Here is a 20111-nt window from a genome sequence, read left to right as displayed (position 1 = left end):
CCAGGCTCACCAGACGGGATTCCCCATGCGAAGGCTTGCGAGCTACCCGAGGGGTTGGCGGGCGGCGTCATCGGGTGGCGGCGGCCGTTCCTACTTATCAAACGAGGATTTCGGCCTGCCTTGTGCATGCCGACGTTTCCGTTGTCCGGAATGGTAACGGCCGATTCCGCCGACGCGAGACCGGAGTGTGAGGATCCGCGGATACGGCTGGAATTACCGGAATTGAAAATTCTCGGACTGGCCTGAATGCGCCTGTCAGGCGGTCTTGGCCGGCGACTAGCGTGTCCGCGCCCGACAGACGAATGCCGCGTCTGCCGACGGGGGAGGCGCGGCTGTCGACAGGAGGATCATGCACCACCGCAGCAAAATCGCGGCGCTCGGGGCAGCGGCAGCAGCAGTCATCGCACTCGGCGCCGGGCCTGCCGATGCCGCCTCTGCATCGGTTCCCTCGATCCAGAAGATGCACCGCGGGACCAGTCACTGCTTCCGCTACTCGTGGGCCGACGGAACCGTCACGACCACTGTCTACTGGCACAACACCTGCAAATCGTCGCACTTCCTCCGCATAAGGTTCGGAGGCGACGGGCGCTGCTTCCAGACCCCGGGGCGCTCGAAGCGTCAGGCGACATTCTTTGGGCCGCCCGCCAGTATCAAGGACACCGGCACCAAAGGGTGCTTTCTATGAGGGCACCTCTCGATCGCTCGGGATCCGCACTGTTGCCTGAATTCTGAGGAATGGAGAGACGCTCTCGGTTCGAGCGGTGCCTGCGCGACAGGGAAGAGGAAGGCCCCTGCCGTCCCCTCGTGGGATGGCGGGGGCCTTTCTCTCTGCGGCCTCACCGGGCCGGTCCTGAGCGGTCCGCAACCTCCCCCTTCCTTGCCGCGCCGCATACGCGGTCCGGCGTGCGAAGTCGGTGGCGCCCGCCGCCCGGCGACTGCTTCTCCAGCGGTATCGGCCCTCGTGGATAACGGGGGCAGGCAAAGGCGAGCTGCTCGTGCAGGCCGCTGGGTACGACGAGATGTCGAACCTGGTGGCGCTTGGCGACCGAGGTGCGGGTGCAGAGGTGAGTGGGGACCTGGTCGCCGGACTTGAACGGGCGAAGCCTGGGCGCTTCGGCCCGGCACCGCGCCCCCCTTATGGCGGGGCCCTCTGCCTTACTGAGCGGAGTGCGGGGAACGAACTGACGCCTTACCAGTCAGTGAGGTCCATTACGTGGGAGCAGTGCGGATCTGTGTCATCCGCCGTCATGCGTTCCTTTTCGGTAATCAGGGTCGGCAGGGCAGAAATCAAAGAAGAGAGGGTACCTGAAGGCCGTACGTCGGCGGCGATCACCCCGGGGGTACTCTCGGTTTCGAGGTAGATCCGCAACCGGTCCTGGTCGCGGAAGAGAAAACCGCGCAGAAGCGGCTGTGGCGCTTCCTCGGGAAGAGGAAGCGCCAAGCAGTGCAGGATCTTCAGTGCATTGTCGTTCGGTGTGGCTGGGGACGGTTTCACGTTCGCAAGGTCCACGCGAACGAGGCTCATCCCCATCACGCTGCTGATGAGGTCGCTGGAGTAGAAGTGAGTTCCGGTCAGTAGAGCGCGCACAATGCCGATGATGTCGTACGCGTTCAGCAAATCATCCTTCACGCGGATGGGGATCTCATAGGTGATCAACTCGTCTGGTGTGAAGGCGGTAATGGAGCCGGTGACGATCCGGATGGCCTCGGCGGGTGCCGGCGGAGGCAGAACACCCCGGATGTGCGTGGCGCCGACGAGGGGCGCATGGATGTGGTGGAGCAGCAAGCGGATGATCTCTGCCTGCCGTTCCGTGATCTCTTGGTACTCAGATGTCATTGATTTACTCAATTGGGGCACTTGTTCATGCCCTTGCGGTAGGCGGTGATGACGGTGTTGTTGACGAAATTACCCTTCCGGAAAGGCGAAGCCGGTGAGGAGGGCAGCGGTGGAGAGGCCTGCTGTCGGCAGCGATGAGGTCTTCTTCGTGATCCAGCTGTGGCATGCGGCGTGCCCCGGTGTCGCGATGTTTTTTCGCCCGGCTCGGCCATGAATTCCCGCGATCTGCTGGGGTTCATTCGGAGGTCCGGCCTCGGCCTGGACAACGTTGAGCCTCCTGCGGTGCCTCGTGTGTTCGGGTCGGACGGTGTCGCCGGACAGCTTGCCGACACCGCAGAACTCGCCCGCGCACGACCCGTGTGACACACTCCGCGCCGAGCATCTGAGGGCGGGGGAGAGGATCACCATGCGGCCAGTGAAGCGTGGCCAGGACGGGCGCGTGGGTAACGGCCTGTATGGGCAGTCCGGTCAGCGGCCCGATCTGCTGCCTGATGACCCGCCCGAAGAACCGATGCCGCGGATGCACGTGGGCTGGGCTTTCAGTGATGATCCGTACAAGGCGTTTCCCGCCGGCCTCACCCACACCCAGCGTGTACTGGCCGTTCGTATCCACAACAGCACCAGGGCCTTCGTTCAGTGCCTGATCTTCGGTGGTGCGTTCCTTGTTTTCGGTGCCGCCTACCGTAAGTTCGACGTCACCATCGCTGCCGTGGGGGCGCTCGTAGGAGTCGGTTTGGTTGCCTTCGGGGTGCGGTCGCTGGTCAAGTCTTTCGGGTTTCGGCGGGAGTTGCGGCGCGTCAATCAGGGCGGCTGACCACGAAGCCGCCGGTGTCCAGAGCCCGCACATCACGGATAACCAGAGCAGCAGCCGGCCCAGCCCGCGGATGGTGCCGGTCGTCACCGAAAAGCGGCCGGCACCCGGTCCGTACGCACCGGGTGCCGCCTCGTACGTACCGGGTGCCGCCCCGCACGGCCCGGGAGTCGGCCCCCGGTCCCGGCTACCGCCCGCCCTTCGCCCCCACCGGGAACCACGTCGCGCGGGACTTCTTCCACTCGTCGTGTGGGAGGTCCTTGGCCTCGGTGCCGTCGCCGTAGAGGTCGGCGGAGCCGTCGTCGGTGATCAGTTGGGCGCGGGCGTCCGGGGCGGAGAGGTCGGGGACGTCCACCACGGCTTCCCAGCCGCCGGGGTCCTTCGTCGGCAGGTCCTGCGACTTGACCGGCGCGTGCCCGGGGACGCCGTCCCAGGTGTAGAGGGCGTACGGGGCGCTGTTGTCCTCGGCGGACCAGGAACCGGCGACGATCAGGTACTGGTCGGCGGCGTTCTTGCGGATGTCGCGGACGGAGAGACCGCCGAGGTCCAGTTCGACGGGGGTGCCGATGATGGCACGGGCGCCGTCGGCGACGACCTTGTCGAAGTTGGTGACCGGCACCAGCAGCGCCTTGCCGCCCTCCTTCGGCGGCACCAGCGGCGCCCGGAAGCCGATGTACGCGGTGCTGGTGGAGCCGGGCGCGAACTCCAGGCCCTCCACGTTGAACCCGTCGATCTGCTTGGGCACCTGCCCCTCGGCCGTACCGGCGGCGAAGCCGTACCTGTCGTCGTGCTTCTCGTCCCAGGCCACCAGGTCGTCGCGGAGTTTCTTGTACGAGCCGCCGAGGGTCAGGCGGGTGCCGGCGCCGGAGCCGCTGACCTCGGTGGTGAAGACGGTGGCGCGGTCGGGCTGGAACTTGCCCTTCTTGCTGTTGCCCAGCGAACCGGTCCAGTAGATCGTGTCGCCGACCCGGGCCGCCGCCTCGATGTCGATCTCCTTGGAGACACCCAACTCGTCGCTGAAGTCCCAGGTCTTCACCGGTGCGCCGCCGGCCCGCCGGTCGTACAGGCGCAGCACGTTCGACTCGTCGTCGGCGATGACGACGTAACCGCCGCCGGCGTCCACGGCGGCCGAGGCGTCGCTGGAGCCGGTGAAGTAGCGGGTGTCCGCGGCGTGCTGGACGGCGGCGGACGCCGCGTAGTGCAGCGTGGCGGTGGCCGAGCCGCCGTCGCCGTCGGTGACCTTGATCTTCAGGTCGGTGTAGCCGGTGCCGCGGGCGGTGACGGTGAGGGTGCGGGTGGCGCCGTCGCCGCCGATGTGGACGTCGCCGGTGCGGGCGACGGACGTGTCGGAGCTGGACTGCGCCGACACCTTCAGCGCCGAGGCGTCGCCGCCCGACAGCTTGACGGTCACCGACGGATCGCCGGTGGCGCCCACCGCGCCGGAGAGGTAGCCGGACGACAGGGAGATGCCCGGCCCGCCGGAGGCGGCGGCGAGCGCGGGCCCGCCCAGCCCGGCGGCGGTGAGGCCGAGGGCCGCGCCGAGGACGAGGGGTATCCGGCGGTGGGCCGGGCGGGGGGACGGGGAAAGACGACTGCGCACGGGTGTGCCCTTCGACGGCTCCGGTGTCGCGAACAATGTCCAACGCCGCCGCCAACGGCGGCCGCACCCCCGGGCGTACGCGGGGTGAACAGCGGTCGGCGGCGCGGGCAACACCCTACGGAGCGACGGGCGTTCACGACCATGGTCCGGACCATGCCTAATCCGGCCATGTGCGGAACGCCCCCCGTCGTGCTCCGCCATGCCCCGGATTCCTTGCGCCGCCGGGCCGTTCGGTTCGCTACGTCCCCGGTCGTTCGGGCTCAACTCCCTTACCCTGTCGGGTTGTTCGGTTCGCTACGTCACTCGGCCGTTCGCGGCTGAACTCCCTTACGCCGCCGGGTCGTTCACCCTCCGTGTCATCCAGTCATCCAGTCGGCCGGGCCTCCGGCAGGGCGGTGGCGGTGCCGCCGACGTGGGCGCGGGGGTCGCCGTCGCGCAGCTCGACGGTGAGCAGACCGGGGCGGCCCAGGTCGTGGCCCTGGTGGAGGGTGAGGGTGGTGGGGGCGGTGACGAGGCCGAGGGTGCGGGCGTAGGCGCCGAGGGCGGCGGCCGCGGCGCCGGTGGCCGGATCCTCGACGACGCCGCCGACCGGGAACGGATCGCGGACGTGGAAGACCGATTCGCTCTCCCGCCAGGCGAGTTGGAGCGTGGTGAGGTCCAGCCGCCGCATCAGCGCGGCCAGGCGCGGGAAGTCGTAGTCGAGGTCGGCGAGGCGGGCGCGGGTCGCGGCGCCCAGCACCAGATGGCGGGCCCCGGCGTAGGCGATGCGGGGCGGCAGCGCCGGGTCGAGGTCGGCGGCGGGCCAGCCCAGCGCGGCCAGTGCTTCGGCGAGATCGCCCGGGGCGATGTCGGTGACGTACGGCTCGACGCTGCTGAGGGTGGCGACGAGGCGGCCGCCCGTCTCGCGGACGGTGACCGGGACGGTGCCGGCGCGGGTGGCGAAGGTCAGCTCACCGGGGCCGAGGCGCTCGGCGAGGGCGACCGCGGTGGCGACCGTGGCGTGGCCGCAGAACGAGACCTCGGCGAGCGGGCTGAAGTACCGGATGGTGAAGGCGCGTCCCGGTGTGCCCAGGCCCTCGGGCGGGGCGGTGAGGAATGCCGTCTCGGAGTAGCCGAGCCGGGCGGCGACGGCGAGCCGGGCCGCGTCGTCGAGCCCCGAGGCGTCCAGGACGACACCGGCCGGATTGCCGCCCGCGGGGTCGTCGGAGAAGGCGGTGTAGCGCAGGATCTCGGGGGAGCCGGCCGGGTCCGCCGCCGTCGTGACGCCCGTCGGGCCGGTGCCGGTCGTGGAGGTGTCGTCGCGTGTCATGGCGGCGAGAACCTGCTGCCGCGGTGAGCTATTCCCGAGGGGTGCCCACCCGGGGAGGGGTGGTTTGGGGGGCCGGTGTCCCCGGGGCGCGCTGCTTCACGCGGGACGGTCCCGGGCGCGCCCGGCGGGCGCCGGTGCGGCCCCCGGGGACCGTCATGCCGCGCCGCTCAGCCCCGGCCGATGTACGGCATGTTCGTCGCCATCACCGTCGCGAACTGCACATTCGCCTCCAGCGGCAGCGCCGCCATGTGCGCCACCGTCCGGGCCACGTCCGCCGCGTCCATGACGGGTTCGGGGGCGGTGGTGCCGTTGGCCTGGAGGATGCCGGTCTGCATGCGGCCGGTCATCTCGGTGGCGGCGTTGCCGATGTCGATCTGCCCGCAGGCGATGCGGTACGGACGGCCGTCCAGGGAGAGGGACTTGGTCAGCCCGGTCAGGGCGTGCTTCGTCGCGGTGTACGCGACGGAGTGCGGGCGCGGGGTGTGCGCGGAGACCGAACCGTTGTTGATGATCCGGCCGCCCTGCGGGTCCTGCGCCTTCATGGTCCGGAACGCGGCCTGGGCGCAGAGGAACGCGCCGGTGAGGTTGGTGTCGACGACCGTCCGCCAGTCGTCGGCGGACAGTTCGTCGAGGGGGACGGCGGGGCCGAAGGTCCCGGCGTTGTTGAACAGCAGGTCGACGCGGCCGCAGCGGGCGCGGACGGCGGCGAAGAGGGCGTCCACCTCGGCGGGCCGGGTGACATCGGTGGGCAGGGCGAGGGGCGGTGGGCCCGGGGGCGCGGTCGCCGCGGTCTGCGCGAGGGCGTCGGCGCGCCGCCCGGCGAGCGCCACCCGCCAGCCCCCGGCGGTCAGGGCGTGCGCCACGGCCCGGCCGATGCCGGAGCCCGCACCGGTGACCACCGCGACGGGCGCCGCGCCCGCGGCCGCGCCGTCCGCTCCCCCCGCTTCGTACGCTTCCGGCCCGGGTCCGGCCGGTGAGTGCTGTGCCTGTGCCTGTGCCATGGCGGCAGGGTAGGGGGCGGGGGCGCGGGGTGCCGGGGTGTCTCAGGGGGCGGTCCGGGCGGGGAGGGCTCTCGGGGGCGGAAGCGCTCCGTGCCCTTGCGGGGCGCGCCCTTTCCTCTCCTGCGGGAAAACCTCCGGGTCTTCCCGTCCCCTACGGGAAACCTCCGGGTCTTCCCGCCCCCTACGGGAAACCTCCGGGATTTCCCGGGGATCGCCCGCGGTCCCTCGCCCCGGCGGCCGGGCAGGGGCACACCCGGGGGCCCACCCACCCCCTAGGGAACAACCCCGACCCCACCCGCACCCCGATCCCCCGCCCCCACCTCACCCCGCCCCGTTGAACCGCTCCAGCACCGCCGCCTTCGCCACCTCGAACTCGCTCTCGGAGAGGATTCCGTCGCGCCGCAGATCGCCCAGTTCGCGCAGCCGGCGCAGCAGGGTGTCGTGGTCGTCGGCGGGTGCCGCCGGTGCCGGTTCGGCGGGCCGGCCCGCGGGTTTGGTCAGGGCGGGGCGCCGGGCGGGGGCCTTGGGGTGCGGGAGGCGGGCGGTGATCGCCGCGGCGAGCAGGACGGTGCCGCTCTCCTTCTTGAAGCCCCACAGCTCGATGGCGTGCGGGTCGTGCTCCGGTGAGCCGGGCAGCTTCACGCCGTGCGGGCGGAAGCGCAGGAAGCCCGACTCCAGACCGGCCGGCGGCTGCCACTCCACCGCCTCCAGCGCGCCGATCGCGAACTCCTGGGGCCCGGCGTGCTTCTTGTGCTCATTGGTGTTCCACCGCCAGCTGACCGCGACCCGCTCCCCGTCGAACGTCGCGGTGCCGTCGACGCCCGCCCCCGACACGGGCAGCGGCGGACCGGGCAGCAGATAGCGGTCGCAGGGTCCCTCCGGGATCTCCTCCAGCGTCAGCGACCGCCGGACCTCGTCGACGAAGTACTCGGCGACGCCGGAGCGGTTCGCCTCGACCGCCAGGTGGTACGGGCTCGCCTCGTCCGGCAGGCGGCCGCCGGTGGCCTGCAGCAGCGGATCGGCGCCGTCGCGCAGCCGCAGCCGCAACCGGCCGCCCTTGCGGCCCGGTTCGTAGGAGATGCTCGCGACGGCCTCCAGCGGGACGGTCTGCTCGCCCAGTTCCTGCCGCAGCCGGTGCACCCCGCGCTCGCTGCCCGGCACGATGCGGACGGCCTCGCCGTCGAAGGTCCAGTTGCCGTCCCGCGTCATCAGTTCTGCCATGCCCAGGAGCCTAATGAGCCGCCGGTGCGGCGGGCCCCGAGCCGGCGCGTACGATCCCGGAATCGCGCGCCGGGGAGCGCCCGTGCCGGGGAACGCCCCCCGTTCCCGGAGCCGGTTCGGGGGCGCCCGGTCCCGTTGCACGCGCCCCGCCCGTACGCCCCCCTTTGCCCCGCCGCGCCCGTTGCGGGACGAGTTCTCACCGAGCTGTCATGTATGCGACGGGCACGGGACAGCGGCCCGCCGTCCCCGGCCCCTGCAATCACCGGTGACAACCACCGTCAGGGGAGGGGCAGATGACCCAGCACGCAGCGCACGAGCAGGGAACGGCCGCGCACGACCGGGAGCTGCGGGACGCCGCCGCGCACCTCGGGCGGCGCCGCTTCCTCACCGTCACCGGCGCGGCCGCGGCGCTCGCCTTCGCCACCAACCTGCCGCGCCCCGGCGCCGCCCACGCCGCCGAGGCCGACCCGCAGCGGATCACCGAGAACCCGTTCACCCTCGGCGTGGCCTCCGGCGACCCGCAGCCCGGCTCCGTCGTCCTGTGGACCCGCCTCGCACCGCGCCCCTACGAGCCCGGCAACGGCATGCCCGCCGCCCGCGTCCCGGTCCGCTGGGAAGTCGCCTACGACGAGAAGTTCACCAGGCTCGCCGGCCGCGGCCGCGCCGACGCCCACCCGGAGTTCAACCACTCCGTCCACATCGAGCCCACCGGCCTCGCCCCGGACCGCGTCTACTACTACCGCTTCCGCGCCGGGAGCTGGATCAGCCCCGTCGGCCGCACCCGCACCGCCCCCGCCCACGGCGCCCGCAACACCGCGCTGCGGCTCGGCGCCGTCTCCTGCCAGGCGTACCACGACGGCTACTTCACCGCCTACCGCCACCTCGCCGAGGAGGACCTCGCCGTCGTCTTCCACCTCGGCGACTACCTCTACGAGTACGCCGTCCCCGCCAACGGCGGCGCCCGCGGCTACACCGACCGCACCCTGCCCGCCCACTTCAACCACGAGACCGTCACGCTGGAGGACTACCGGCTGCGCTACGCCCTCTACAAGTCCGACCCCGACCTCCAGGCCGCACACGCCGCGCACCCGTTCATCGTCACCTGGGACGACCACGAGGTGGAGAACAACTACGCCGCCGACATCAGCGAGGACGACGCCCCGCGCGCGCAGTTCCTCGCCCGCCGCGCCGCCGCCTACCGCGCCTACTGGGAGAACCAGCCGCTGCGCCGCCCCCAGCTCCCGAACGGCGCCGACGCCCAGCTCTACCGCCGCATCCGCTACGGGCAGCTCGCCCAGTTCGACATCCTCGACACCCGCCAGTACCGCTCCGACCAGGCCTACGGCGACGGCTGGCACGCCCCCGGCCCGGACTCCGCCGACCCGGCGCGCACCCTCACCGGCGCCGCCCAGGAACGCTGGCTGCTCGACGGCTGGCGCAACTCCACCGCCCGCTGGAACGTCCTGCCCCAGCAGGTCACCTTCTCCGAACGCCGCTCCACCACCGGCGAGGCGTACAAGGTGAGCATGGACAGCTGGGACGGCTACCCCGCCTCCCGGGAGCGGCTGCTGGCCGGCGCCGAGGCGGCGGGCGCCGACAACCTGGTGGTGCTCACCGGCGACGTCCACGTCCACTACGCCTTCGACATCAAGCGCGACTTCGCCCGCCCCGACTCGCGCACCATGGGCGTCGAGTTCGTCACCACCTCCATCACCAGCGGCAAGGACGGCGCGGACAAGCCCGCCAACTGGGACGCGTACATGGCCGCCAACCCGCACATGAAGTTCTACAACGGCCGCCGCGGCTACGTGACCGTCGCCCTGGACCACGACACGGTGCGCGCCGACTACCGCACGGTGTCCGCCGTCACCACCCAGAACGCCCCGGTACGCACCGCCGCCTCCTTCGTCTCCGAGGCGGGCGCCCCCGGACTGCGGAACGCCTGACCGGCCCCGGGGGCGGGCGGGCGCCGGGCCCGTCCGCCCCCGCACCGGGCCGCCTCTGCGACCTGGGACGTAGGTCCGACGACCTCGGGCGAAGCGGTCGGAAAGGGGCCGCTGCATGACACGATGGTCCGCGGCCATCAACAAAAACTGGAGACGCTCATGACGGACGCCGCGCCCGGCACGGCAGAGAATCAGGACCTTCCCCCCATACCCGGGCGGGGCCCGGCGGCACCGCCGTCCGCGTCCCGCCGCACCGGGCTCCTCCTCACTCTCGTCCTCGGCGGCCTCACCGCCGTCCCGCCGCTCTCCATGGACATGTACCTCCCGGCCCTCCCGGAGGTCACCCAGGCACTGCACAGCCCCGCCGCCACCGTCCAGCTCACCCTGACCACCTGCCTCACCGGCATGGCGCTGGGGCAGCTGGTCGTCGGCCCGATGAGCGACAAGTGGGGCCGCCGCCGCCCGCTGCTCACCGGCATGGTCATCTACGTCCTCGCCACCGCGCTCTGCGCCTTCGCCCCCAACGCCGAGATCCTCATCGCCTTCCGGCTGCTCCAGGGCCTGGCGGGCGCCGCCGGCATCGTCATCGCCCGGGCCGTCGTCCGCGACCTCTACGACGGCGTCGCGATGGCCCGGTTCTTCTCCACCCTGATGCTGATCTCCGGCGTCGCCCCCGTCGTCGCCCCGCTGATCGGCGGGCAGATCCTGCGGATCACCGACTGGCGCGGCGTGTTCGTGGTGCTCACCGCCGTCGGCCTGGTGCTGACCTGCGTCGTGTGGCGCACCCTGCACGAGACGCTGCCGCCGGAGCGGCGTCACGCCGGTGGCCTCGGCGAGACCCTGCGCACCATGCGCGACCTCCTCGCCGACCGGGCGTTCTCCGGCTATCTGCTGGTCGGCGCCTTCGGCTTCGCCGCCCTCTTCGCGTACATCTCCGCCTCGCCCTTCGTCGTCCAGGAGATCTACGGCGCCTCCCCGCAGACCTTCAGCCTGCTCTTCGGCGTCAACTCCGTGGGGCTGGTGCTGGTCGGCCAGATCAACGGCAAGATCCTCGTCGGCCGGGTGCCGCTCACCAAGGTGCTCGGCTGCGGCCTCACGCTGATCGCGCTGGCCGCCGCGGCGCTGCTGGCGATGTCCGCGGGCGTCTTCGGCCCGGTCGGGCTGTGGCCGATCGCGTCCGGGCTCTTCGTGCTGATGGCGTCGATGGGCCTGGTCATGCCCAGCACCAACACCCTGGCGCTGCTGCGCACCCCGCACGCCGCCGGTTCCGCCTCCGCGCTGCTGGGCACCTCGACCTTCCTGCTCGGCTCCGTCGCCTCCCCGCTGGTCGGTATCGCCGGTGAGCACACCGCCGTCCCGATGGCCGTCGTACAGCTCGGATGCGCCGTTCTGGCGCTGGCGTCCTTCCTCGGCCTGTGCCGCCCGTGGCAGCGTGGGGAGGGCACACACGGGGGCACCGCCGACGGAAGGGCCACGCTCTGAACACACCGAAGCCACCGCACCCCCCGGGCGCCCCGGTGCTCCGGCCGGGCACCCCGGCCGACGCCGGGCTCGCCCCCGGCTGGACCACGCGGCTGACCGACGGCGTCCGGGCGCTGCCGCACGGCCGCGACCCGTGGTGCGCGGGCGCCGTCGTCCTCGCCGGACGCGGCCCGGTCGTCGCCGTCGAGGAGGCCACCGGGTGGGCGGTCCGCTACCGCGCCCACGACCCGGCGACCGACCGCGGCGTCCCGCTGCCCCGCGACGCCTGGGAGCCGATGCGCCCCACGACCGTCTTCGACCTGGCGTCGGTCAGCAAGCTCTTCACCGCGCTCGTCGCCCTCCAGCACGTCGAACGCGGCGCCCTCACCCTCGACGAGGAGGTCCGCGCCACCCTCCCCGCCTTCGCCCCCGGCATCACCGTCCGCCACCTCCTCACCCACACCTCGGGCCTGCGCCCCGAACTCCCGCTGTACGAACACCGCGGCCGGGAGCGGCAGTTGGCGCTGCTGTGGGAGCACGCCGCCGCGCCCGACGACCGCCCCGGCAGCGGCCCCCGCTACTCCGACCTGAACCTCCTCACCCTCCAACTCCTCCTGGAGCGCCGCACCGGCCGGGGCCTGGCCACCCTGGTGCGCGACGGCCTCACCGCCCCGCTGGGCCTGCACTCCACCGCGTACGGGCCGCTGGCGCCGCAGGGCGTGGCGGCGACGGAGGACCAGCGGCGGCCGTGGGCGAAGGCGGACCGCGGCATGGTGCGCGGCGAGGTGCACGACGAGAACGCCTGGGCGCTGGGCGGCGTCGCCGGACACGCGGGCCTCTTCTCCACCGCCCAGGACCTCGCGGTCCTCGCCCGGACGCTGCTCAACGGCGGGGCGTACGGGGCGGTGCGGGTGCTGCGGCCGGAGACCGTCGCCGCCCTCCTCGACCCGCCGGGCCTCGGCTTCGCCGTCGACCAGCCGTACTTCATGGGCGAACTGGCGGGCCGCGGCGCCGCCGGGCACTGCGGCTTCACCGGCACCAGCCTGGTCCTGGACCGCGCCACCGACACCTTCCTCGTCCTGCTGGCCACCACCGTCCACCCCCGCCGCCGCACCGCGGGCAGCGCACCCCGCGCGGCGGCCGCGACGTGCCTGGCACGGGCGGTGGCGGGGTGGGACGGGGTGCGCGGGGGGTGAGGGGCGGGCGGGGGCCCCGGGGGCGGTGCTCGCGTTCCGGCTGTCCGACCGGGCCCGGCGTCGGGGTTGTTCCCTAGGGGGTGGGTGGGCCCCCGGACTTGGCCCTACCCGCCGGGCAGGGCCAGGGACCACGGGCGATCCCCGGGAAGCCCCGGAGGTTTCCCGTAGGGGAGGGGGAAGCGTGCCCGCAGGGAAGGGCGGCGCGCCCGCAGAGGCACAGGGGCGGGCACGCACCCGGCGCACCGGATCGCGAGACCCCGGGCCTCATCGCATCGCCAGGCGCCGGGCCGCACCGGATCGCGAGGCCCCGGCCGCCACCGAACCGCGAGCCCCCGGGCCCCCGCACAAGGTCCGTCGCCCCCGCCCCGCCCCGTAAACTTGGCCCAATGCACGACGAACTGCGCGCCGCCCTGGCCGGCCTGCTCGACGGCCTGCCGCCCACGCAGGCCGCGCGGGCCGTCGACCGGCTGATCAGCCACTACCGCGGCACCACACCCACCGACGCCCCGGTGCTCCGCGACCGCGCCGACGTCGCCGCCTACGCCGCGTACCGCATGCCCGCCACCTTCGAGGCCGTCCGGTCCGCGCTGGCCGCGTTCGCCGAGCGGGTGCCGCAGTTCGCGCCGCGCACCCATCTCGACATCGGCGGCGGCACCGGCGCCGCCACCTGGGCCGCCGCCGCGACCTGGGACGGCCACCGCTCCACCGTCGTGGACTGGGCGCAGCCCGCCCTGGACCTGGGCCGGGAGCTGGCCGGGGCCGCGCTGCCCGGCACCGAGTGGCGCCGCGGCGTCATCGGCGACGGCCTCACCGTCCCGGCGGGCACCGACCTGGTGACCGTCTCGTACGTCCTGGGCGAGCTGCGGCCCGAGGCCCGCCGCGCCGTGGTCGGCGCCGCGGCCACCGCCGGCGCCGTCGTCCTGATCGAACCGGGCACCCCCGACGGCTACCTCCGCATCCGCGAGGCCCGCGAGCAGCTGACCGCCGCCGGGCTGCGGATCGTCGCGCCCTGCCCGCACGGCGCCGCCTGCCCGATCGTGCCCGGCGAGGACTGGTGCCACTTCTCCGCGCGGGTCAGCCGCTCCTCCCTGCACCGCCAGGTCAAGGGCGGCTCGCTGGCGTACGAGGACGAGAAGTTCTCCTACGTCGCGGCGGTCCGGCCCGCCGCGGCGCCCGACGCCCCCGGCGCGGCCCGCATCGTCCGCAAACCGCAGCTGCGCAAGGGCCAGGTGCTGCTGGACCTGTGCACCGCCGAGGAGGGGCTGCGCCGTACGACGGTGACCAAGCGCCACGGCGCGCAGTACCGCGCGGCCCGGGACGCCGCCTGGGGCGACACCTGGGAGTGACGGCCGGGCCCCGACGTATACGAGACGACCCGTCTCGTCCGAGGGCTCCGCTCGGTACGATCGCGCCATGCCCACCACCCCCTCGCCCAACGCCGCACGCCGCAGCGAGCGCTCCCGCCGCGCGATCTTCGACGCCGCCCTCGCCCTGGTCGGCGAGGTCGGCTACCCGCGCCTGACCATCGAGGGCATCGCCGCCCGCGCCGGCGTCGGCAAGCAGACGATCTACCGCTGGTGGCCCTCGAAGGCCGCGGTGCTGCTCGACGCGTTCACCGAGGGCGCCGAGGGCTACGGAGAGGCGCTGCCCGACACCGGTGACCTCGCCGCCGACCTGAAGTACGTGCTGCGGGCCACCTGCGACGAGTTCAACAGCCCGGCCTTCCAGGCGCCCTACCGCGCGCTCGCCGCCGCGGGCGCCGCCGACGAGGAACTGTCCGGCGCCTTCGTCGCCCGTCTGATGGAACCGGGTTTCGCCGTCTACGGGGACCGGTTGCGCGCGGCTCAGGAGGCCGGGCAGATCGACCCGGACGCCGACCCCCGCATCCTCACCGAGATGCTGCTGAGTCCCTTCTCACAGCGCTGGCTGATGCGCACCGGCGAACTCACCCACGCCTACACCGACACCCTCGTCGACCTGGTACTCCGCGCGGTGCGCACCGGCGACTGAACCGTGCGCCCGGCGTGCGCTCCCTCGTACGGGACGGCAAATGCCCGCTTCGTCCGTCCCGTACGGGCCCCGGATCCTGACACGGGTCACCCGGAGCGCCAGATGGTGGCAGCATTGTTCCCAGACCACCGCTCGAATTGAGGGGATAGATGGAACGCAAGAGCAGGTTCTCCCAGTGGCTGCGCCGGCCGAAGAGCGGATCGGACGGCGATGAGACGGACACGGGATCGGCGGCCGCACGCGGCCGCGAGGACCTGCTGCTGGCGGCGGTCGACGCCGGCTTCCCCATCGCCCCCGCCGCCCACCCGTCCGGCTACGGTTGCTCCTGCGAACGCATCGGCTGTCCCACCCCCGGCCGCCACCCGGTCTCCTTCGGCTGGCAGACCGTCGCCACCACCGACCGCGACAAGGTCGCCGCCTGGGTCCGCACCCTCCCGCAGGCCAACTTCATCACCGCCACCGGCATCGCCCACGACGTCCTCGACGTCCCCGCCGAGGCCGGCCGGACCGCCCTGGAACGCCTGGAGGCCGCCTCCGTCGAGCTGGGCCCGGTCTCGCTGAGCGGCGCCGGCATCGGCGACGGCCGGATGCTCTTCTACACCGCCACCCGCGGCACCCCGGACGACGAGGACGAATGGTGGCCGTGCGAGCTGGACTGCCACCCCGAGACGCTGGACGAGCATCCGGGCCTGCGCTGGCACTGCCGCGGCAGCTACGTCCTGCTGCCGCCCTCCCGCCTCCCCGGTGACCGGCCCGCCGTCTCCTGGCTGCGCGGCCCCGAGCGCCCGCTGCCCGACCCGCTGACGCTGCTGGAAACCCTCACCGACGCCTGCGCCGAGTTCATCGGCCGCACCCCGGACCACGAGACCACCGCCTGGCCGATCGGCCGCTGACCCGGGGCCCGCCGGGACGCCCGGCGGGCCACCCGCCGGACCACGTCGCCCGGGTGCCGCCTACGGCACCTTCGCCGACGTCCGCGACTCGATGTAATTGAGCACCGCGACCTTGCCGCCCGCGCTCTTCGCCGGGACCTTCACGACCTGCGCCGACAGATTGGTCAGCGTGATCTTCTGGGCCTGCTCCACCGGCTTGTCCATGACGCCCTGCACCTGCGGCGACACCTGCATCATCGAGCCCTCGGACACCGTCTTCTGCTGGTGGTAGTAGCTCGCGAAGAACACCAGCGCGCCGCCGTCCGCCGTCCGCAGCGCCACCGGCGCGAACCGCGCCGGCTGGTCCACGTACTGGATCTGCGAGCCGAGCGTGCGGGACTTCGCGTCCCGGTCGCGGCGCCAGGCGTCGGTGCGCGGACCCGGCGCGAAGAGATCGCCCTTACCGGTCCGCAGATAGTCCGTGTACGCCTTGCTCAGCCCCGCCGGATCCACCACCAGGCCGCTGCCGTCGCCGGGCACCGGCTCCGCGAACCCGTCCGCGTCCGTCCGGAACCGCGGCACCTGGTCGCCGGCGAGCGACGCCAGATACACCGCCCGCCACGGGGCGTCCGGGGCGGAGCGGCTGAACACCAGGAACCAGCGGGCGTCCTGCCCGCGGCGGTCCTGGCGGTTGGTGACCGCGTCGGCCAGGAAGAAACGCGGCCAGCCCGCCTGCTTCGGGACCGTGAAATGCGGGTCACTGAAGGTCAGCGGGCGGGCGTTGGGGTTGCCCTGCGGATTCGCCGCCCGGGAGGCCTTCAGGCCCGCCCGGTCGATCGTCAGCAGCGCATCCGACTCGTACGAGGGCGTGACGGCCGGGTCCAGCGTGCGGTTGGCCTTGTTGAAGCCGTTGGTGAACTGCTTCAGCGCCTTGGCGGCGTCAGCCTTCGTCACCGCCGGGACGATCTCCCGCTCGCCGTGCACCGTCACGCATCCGGTCAGCGTCGCCAGTGCCGCCGCTGCCGACGTCAGTGCGAGCGCCACCCGGAACGGCGACCTGCGTGTCATGGGACTCGGGCTCCTTCGGGGCGACCGGGGCGGACGCGGACGCCGCCGGGGTGGCAGGATTCGGCGCCACCCTACCGGGGGAGAGGAACACCGCGAGCGTGGGGACCAGATACGCCGCCCACACCACGACCTGAAGCACCGTCGGATCCGGCTGGAAGTTGAAGATGCCCTTCAGCAGCGTGCCGTACCAACTGTCCGCCGGGATCTGCTCGCTGACGTCGAACGCCAGGGTCGACAGCCCCGGCAGCCAGCCCGCCTCCTGCAGATCGTGGAAGCCGTACGCGAGGACGCCCGCCGCGACGATCACCAGCATCCCGCCGGTCCAGGTGAAGAACTTCGCGAGGTTGATCCGGACCGCGCCGCGGTAGAACAGCCAGCCCAGCACCACCGACGTGGCCAGGCCCAACAGCGCGCCGACCAGCGGCCGTACGCCGTCCTGTGCCGACTGCGCCGCCGTCCAGATGAACAGCGCGGTCTCCAGGCCCTCGCGCCCCACCGACAGGAACGCGGTCACCACCAGCGCCGTGGTGCCCATCGCCAGCGCCGCGTCCAGCTTCCCGTGCAGCTCCTTCTTCAGATGCCGCGCGGTGCGCCGCATCCAGAACACCATCCACGTCACCAGGCAGACCGCGATGACCGACAGCGAGCCGCCCAGCGCCTCCTGCGCCTGGAACGTCAGCGTCTGCGAACCGAACTGCAGCGCCGCGCCGAACCCGAACGACAGCAGCACCGCGAGCGCGATGCCCGCCCACACCGGACGCAGCGCCTCGCGCCGCCCCGTCTTGACCAGATAGGCGATGAGGATGCAGACGACGAGGCTGGCCTCCAGGCCCTCGCGCAGACCGATCAGATAGTTGCCGAACACGTCGGTCCCTTCTCTTCCTTCATGGCGTTCGTGGCGTACGGCGGTGGTGGCGCGGACGGTTCAGGCGGACGTGAACAGCGCCCGGCCCCACCAGTCGGCGGCGTCCCGGACGCCCGGCGGCACCGCGAACACCGCGGAGCCGACGTGCTGGATGTACTCGTTGAGCGCGTCGTGCCGCGCCAGCTTCCGCTGCAACGGCACGAACCCGTGCCGCACATCGCGCTGGTAGGCGAGGAAGAACAGCCCCGCGTCCAGCCGGCCCAGCCCGTCGGTGCCGTCGGTGAAGGAGTAGCCGCGGCGCAGGATGCGGATGCCGCCGTTGCTGTCGGGGTGCGCGAGGCGGACGTGCGCGGTCGGCAGCATCGACGGCAGATGCGCCGCGTCCCGCTCGTGGCTGCGGCCCGCCGGGGCGCCCTCGGCCTTGTCCCGCCCGAAGACGTCCTCCTGCTCCTTGAGGGAGGTGCGGTCCCAGGTCTCGATGTGCATCCGGATGCGCCGCGCGACGAGGTACGAACCGCCGGCCATCCACGCCGCGTCGCCCTTCGCCTCCGACGCGGGCACCCATACATGCTTGTCCAGCGACTTGGGGTCGTCGCCCGCGACGTTCTCGGTGCCGTCCTTGAAGCCGAACATGTTCCGCGGCGTCTGCGCGTCCGGCGTCGTCGACGAGGTCTTGCCGAAGCCCAGCTGCGACCAGCGGATGGCGACCTTGCCGAAGCCGATCCGGGCGAGGTTGCGGATGGCGTGCACCGCGACCTGCGGATCGTCCGCACACGCCTGGACGCACAGGTCGCCGCCGCTGCGCGCCTTGTCGAGGTTGTCGCCGGGGAACTGAGGCAGATCGATCAGCGCGTCCGGCCGCCGGTCCTTGATCCCGAAGCGGTCCTTGCCGTCCTTGCTGAAGAGCGTGGGGCCGACGCCGAACGTCAGCGTCAGCCGGGACGGCGGCAGCCCGAGCGCCTCGCCGGTGTCGTCCGGCGGCGCCTCGGCGAGCCCGCCGACCGCACCGTCACCGACCGCGTCGCCCGCCGTCATCGCGGCAGCCGCCTTCGTCCACTCCTTGAGCAGCGAGATCAGCGCCTCGCGGTCGTCGGTGGTGACGTCGAACGCCGCGAAGTGCAGCCGGTCCTGGACGGCGGTGGCGATACCCGCCTGATGAGCGCCGTGGAACGGCACGGCCGCGCCGGCGGCGGCGTCCGCGTCCGCCGGTGCGGCGCCGCCGGAGCGCACCGCGGCGGCGGTGCCGCCCGCCGCGACGGCGCCGAGCGCCAGCCCCGCACCGCCCCAGCCCAGCAGCTTCCGCCGCGAGGGCGCGGTCTTCTCCGCGGCGGGCGCCTCCTGCGCGGGCGTCTCGTCCACCGGCTCGCTCACTTGGTCACCGCCACGGCGGCGGCCAGCTTCGACAGCGGCTCGGCCAGCGCGTTCACGCTGTCCGACAGCTTCTTGCGGGCGTCCTTGCCGACCGTGTCGTACGAGACGAAACCGTCGGCCGAGCCCTTGTCGCGGTGGTCGTCGAGCTGGGTGTGGATGGCCTTGAACTGCCGGTCCAGCTCCTTCGCCAGCTCCGGGTCGTTCTTCGACACCACCGGCTTCAGCAGGTCGTAGGCCTTCTGGGCGCCCTCGACGTTGCCCTGGAAGTCGACCAGGTCGGTGTGGCTGTAGCGCTCCTCCTCACCGGTGACCTTGCCGGTGGCGACCTCGTCGAGGAGTTCCTTGGCGCCGTTGGCCATGCTGGTCGGGGTGATGTCGGCGGTGCCGACGCGCTTTTGCCAGTCCTTCAGGTCGGTCATCAGCTGCGCGGCGAGCTTCTTGTCGTCCGCGGAGATCTTCTTCTCCTGCCAGAGCGACTTCTCCAGCCGGTGCCAGCCGGTCCACTTCTGACCGTCCTCCAGCCCGTCCGCCCGCACGTCGACCTTGGGGTCGATGTCCCCGAACGACTCGGCGACCGGCTCGGTCCGCTCCCAGCCGACGCGGGAGAGGGCGTACGTCTTCTTCGCCTCCTCGACGTCCCCGGCGCGCACCGCGTCGGCGAACTTCTGCGCGGCGGGCAGGGTGCGGTCCGCCTCCTGCTGGACGTAGGTGCGGTACGCGGCGACCGCGGCGTCGAGGCGGGGGTCGCGCTTGGCGTCGGCGCCCTTGCCGTCGGCCGTCACCTTCTGGCGGATGCCGCTGCCCTTCATCCCGGGCTTGCAGGCGACCTCGTAGTGGCCCGGCTTGATCTCCGCGGTGATCTCCGCGCTGGTGCCGGGGCCGATGTTCTCCCGCTCGGTGACGATGCGGTCGCCGGGCGCGTAGACGTAGACCTCGGTGACCTTGGAGCCCTTGTTCTGCACGGCGAAGCGGACGTGGCCGGCGGGGAACGTGTCGGTGGACAGCTCGCAGGCGCTGTCGCTCGCCGTCACCTCGATCACCCCCTTGCCGCCCTTGCCGTCGCTCTTGGCCGCGCAGCCGGAGACGACGGTCAGGGCCGCGACCACGGCGACGGCGGCGACGACGGGGGAGCGGAGGGCTCGCATGCGGGCTCCAGTGGAGGCGAGAAACGGTAAGGGGCGCTAAGGCAGACCTAAGTTATCTGAGGCTTACCTGAAAGAAGCCCCCGTACGCCCGTGATCCGGCTCTCATGGGACACGGCTCGATGACGGAATGGCCGGAATTACGTCACGGAAAAGTCATCAAAATGCCAAGTAAGGGGCGTGGCGGCAGGGCAGCCATGACGTCCCGCCCGCGGATCGGACGGCCTCGGACCTCCTCTTTCGGCCACCGCCCGCACGCCGGTCCGGCCTCGCTCCCGCACGTCGCTCCGGCCTCGCGCCCGTACGCGACGGAGCCGGGCGGCCACCCGTCATCGGGGTGACCGCCCGGCTCCACAGCCGTGCCGAGAGGCGCCGCCCGTCCCGTGCGGCCGCGGTTCCGC

General features: G+C 72.7%; 17 protein-coding genes. 8 read left to right on the top strand and 9 right to left on the bottom strand.

Features of this window, described 5'->3' with window-relative positions; all coding sequences use genetic code 11:
- Positions 1-349: 349 nt before the first annotated feature.
- Entirely contained in the window at positions 350-685 is a 336-nt protein-coding gene (locus ABT345_RS02265; protein WP_345083636.1) for a hypothetical protein, read from the top strand.
- A 504-nt stretch (positions 686-1189) separates the two neighbouring features.
- Here ABT345_RS02265 and ABT345_RS02260 read toward each other — a convergent pair.
- Entirely contained in the window at positions 1190-1837 is a 648-nt protein-coding gene (locus ABT345_RS02260) for a hypothetical protein (RefSeq protein ID WP_345083634.1), read from the bottom strand.
- A gap of 415 nt (positions 1838-2252) precedes the next feature.
- Here ABT345_RS02260 and ABT345_RS02255 point away from each other — a divergent pair, with 415 nt between their 5' ends.
- Positions 2253-2651: a hypothetical protein gene (locus tag ABT345_RS02255; protein WP_345083632.1), complete on the top strand. Its 399-nt coding sequence runs from the start codon at positions 2253-2255 to the stop codon at positions 2649-2651.
- Between the two features lie 184 nt (positions 2652-2835).
- On the opposite strand, the gene ABT345_RS02250 is transcribed toward ABT345_RS02255, so the two are convergent.
- The 4 genes from ABT345_RS02250 to ABT345_RS02235 all read right to left on the bottom strand — a co-directional run bounded on the left by ABT345_RS02250 (position 2836) and on the right by ABT345_RS02235 (position 7779).
- The gene (locus ABT345_RS02250) at positions 2836-4203 is read right to left on the bottom strand and encodes a hypothetical protein (RefSeq protein WP_386460113.1); all 1368 of its coding nucleotides are present in this window, start codon (positions 4201-4203) and stop codon (positions 2836-2838) included.
- Between the two features lie 409 nt (positions 4204-4612).
- The gene (locus ABT345_RS02245; RefSeq protein ID WP_345083630.1) at positions 4613-5557 is read right to left on the bottom strand and encodes a PhzF family phenazine biosynthesis isomerase; all 945 of its coding nucleotides are present in this window, start codon (positions 5555-5557) and stop codon (positions 4613-4615) included.
- A 167-nt stretch (positions 5558-5724) separates the two neighbouring features.
- Positions 5725-6558 carry an SDR family oxidoreductase gene (locus tag ABT345_RS02240; RefSeq protein WP_345083628.1) on the bottom strand — a complete coding sequence of 278 codons (834 nt, stop codon included), beginning with the start codon at positions 6556-6558 and terminating at the stop codon, positions 5725-5727.
- 321 nt (positions 6559-6879) lie between these two features.
- Complete coding sequence (locus ABT345_RS02235) at positions 6880-7779, bottom strand: DUF4429 domain-containing protein (protein ID WP_345083626.1); 900 nt, start codon at positions 7777-7779, stop codon at positions 6880-6882.
- Positions 7780-8072: 293 nt separating this feature from the next.
- Here ABT345_RS02235 and ABT345_RS02230 point away from each other — a divergent pair, with 293 nt between their 5' ends.
- The 6 genes from ABT345_RS02230 to ABT345_RS02205 all read left to right on the top strand — a co-directional run bounded on the left by ABT345_RS02230 (position 8073) and on the right by ABT345_RS02205 (position 15285).
- Complete coding sequence (locus ABT345_RS02230) at positions 8073-9725, top strand: alkaline phosphatase D family protein (RefSeq protein WP_345083624.1); 1653 nt, start codon at positions 8073-8075, stop codon at positions 9723-9725.
- Between the two features lie 159 nt (positions 9726-9884).
- The gene (locus ABT345_RS02225; RefSeq protein WP_345083622.1) at positions 9885-11207 is read left to right on the top strand and encodes a multidrug effflux MFS transporter; all 1323 of its coding nucleotides are present in this window, start codon (positions 9885-9887) and stop codon (positions 11205-11207) included.
- Between the two features lie 35 nt (positions 11208-11242).
- A complete protein-coding gene (locus ABT345_RS02220; RefSeq protein WP_386459978.1) occupies positions 11243-12382 on the top strand; it encodes a serine hydrolase domain-containing protein in 1140 nt (379 codons plus the stop codon).
- A gap of 386 nt (positions 12383-12768) precedes the next feature.
- Complete coding sequence (locus ABT345_RS02215) at positions 12769-13728, top strand: small ribosomal subunit Rsm22 family protein (RefSeq protein WP_345083620.1); 960 nt, start codon at positions 12769-12771, stop codon at positions 13726-13728.
- Between the two features lie 67 nt (positions 13729-13795).
- Positions 13796-14392, top strand: a complete 597-nt coding sequence (locus ABT345_RS02210) for a TetR/AcrR family transcriptional regulator (RefSeq protein ID WP_345083618.1) — start codon at positions 13796-13798, stop codon at positions 14390-14392.
- A gap of 149 nt (positions 14393-14541) precedes the next feature.
- Positions 14542-15285: a bifunctional DNA primase/polymerase gene (locus tag ABT345_RS02205; protein WP_345083616.1), complete on the top strand. Its 744-nt coding sequence runs from the start codon at positions 14542-14544 to the stop codon at positions 15283-15285.
- A gap of 60 nt (positions 15286-15345) precedes the next feature.
- Here the strand turns inward: ABT345_RS02205 and ABT345_RS02200 are convergent, their stop codons facing one another.
- Genes ABT345_RS02200 through efeO form a run of 4 tightly spaced genes read right to left on the bottom strand, consistent with a single transcriptional unit; the run spans position 15346 to position 19713 of the window.
- The gene (locus tag ABT345_RS02200; RefSeq protein ID WP_465270456.1) at positions 15346-16308 is read right to left on the bottom strand and encodes an SCO2278 family lipoprotein; all 963 of its coding nucleotides are present in this window, start codon (positions 16306-16308) and stop codon (positions 15346-15348) included.
- Positions 16205-17197 (bottom strand): iron uptake transporter permease EfeU, encoded by a 993-nt coding sequence (gene efeU / locus ABT345_RS02195; RefSeq protein WP_345083612.1) that lies wholly within the window; start codon positions 17195-17197, stop codon positions 16205-16207. Before efeU ends, ABT345_RS02200 begins: the two co-directional genes overlap by 104 nt.
- Before the next feature lie 60 nt (positions 17198-17257).
- A complete protein-coding gene (efeB, locus tag ABT345_RS02190) occupies positions 17258-18568 on the bottom strand; it encodes an iron uptake transporter deferrochelatase/peroxidase subunit (protein WP_345083610.1) in 1311 nt (436 codons plus the stop codon).
- On the bottom strand, positions 18565-19713 hold the full coding sequence (gene efeO / locus ABT345_RS02185) for an iron uptake system protein EfeO (RefSeq protein WP_345083608.1): 1149 nt from the start codon (positions 19711-19713) through the stop codon (positions 18565-18567). The genes efeB and efeO overlap by 4 nt, the downstream gene beginning before the upstream one ends.
- Between the last annotated feature and the right edge of the window lie 398 nt (positions 19714-20111).

The sequence above is a fragment of the Streptomyces sp. NPDC000404 genome, assembly GCF_040300365.1.
In the GTDB taxonomy this organism is placed as follows: Bacteria; Actinomycetota; Actinomycetes; order Streptomycetales; family Streptomycetaceae; genus Streptomyces; species Streptomyces ramulosus.
This window is presented reverse-complemented; position numbering and strand designations above follow the sequence as displayed.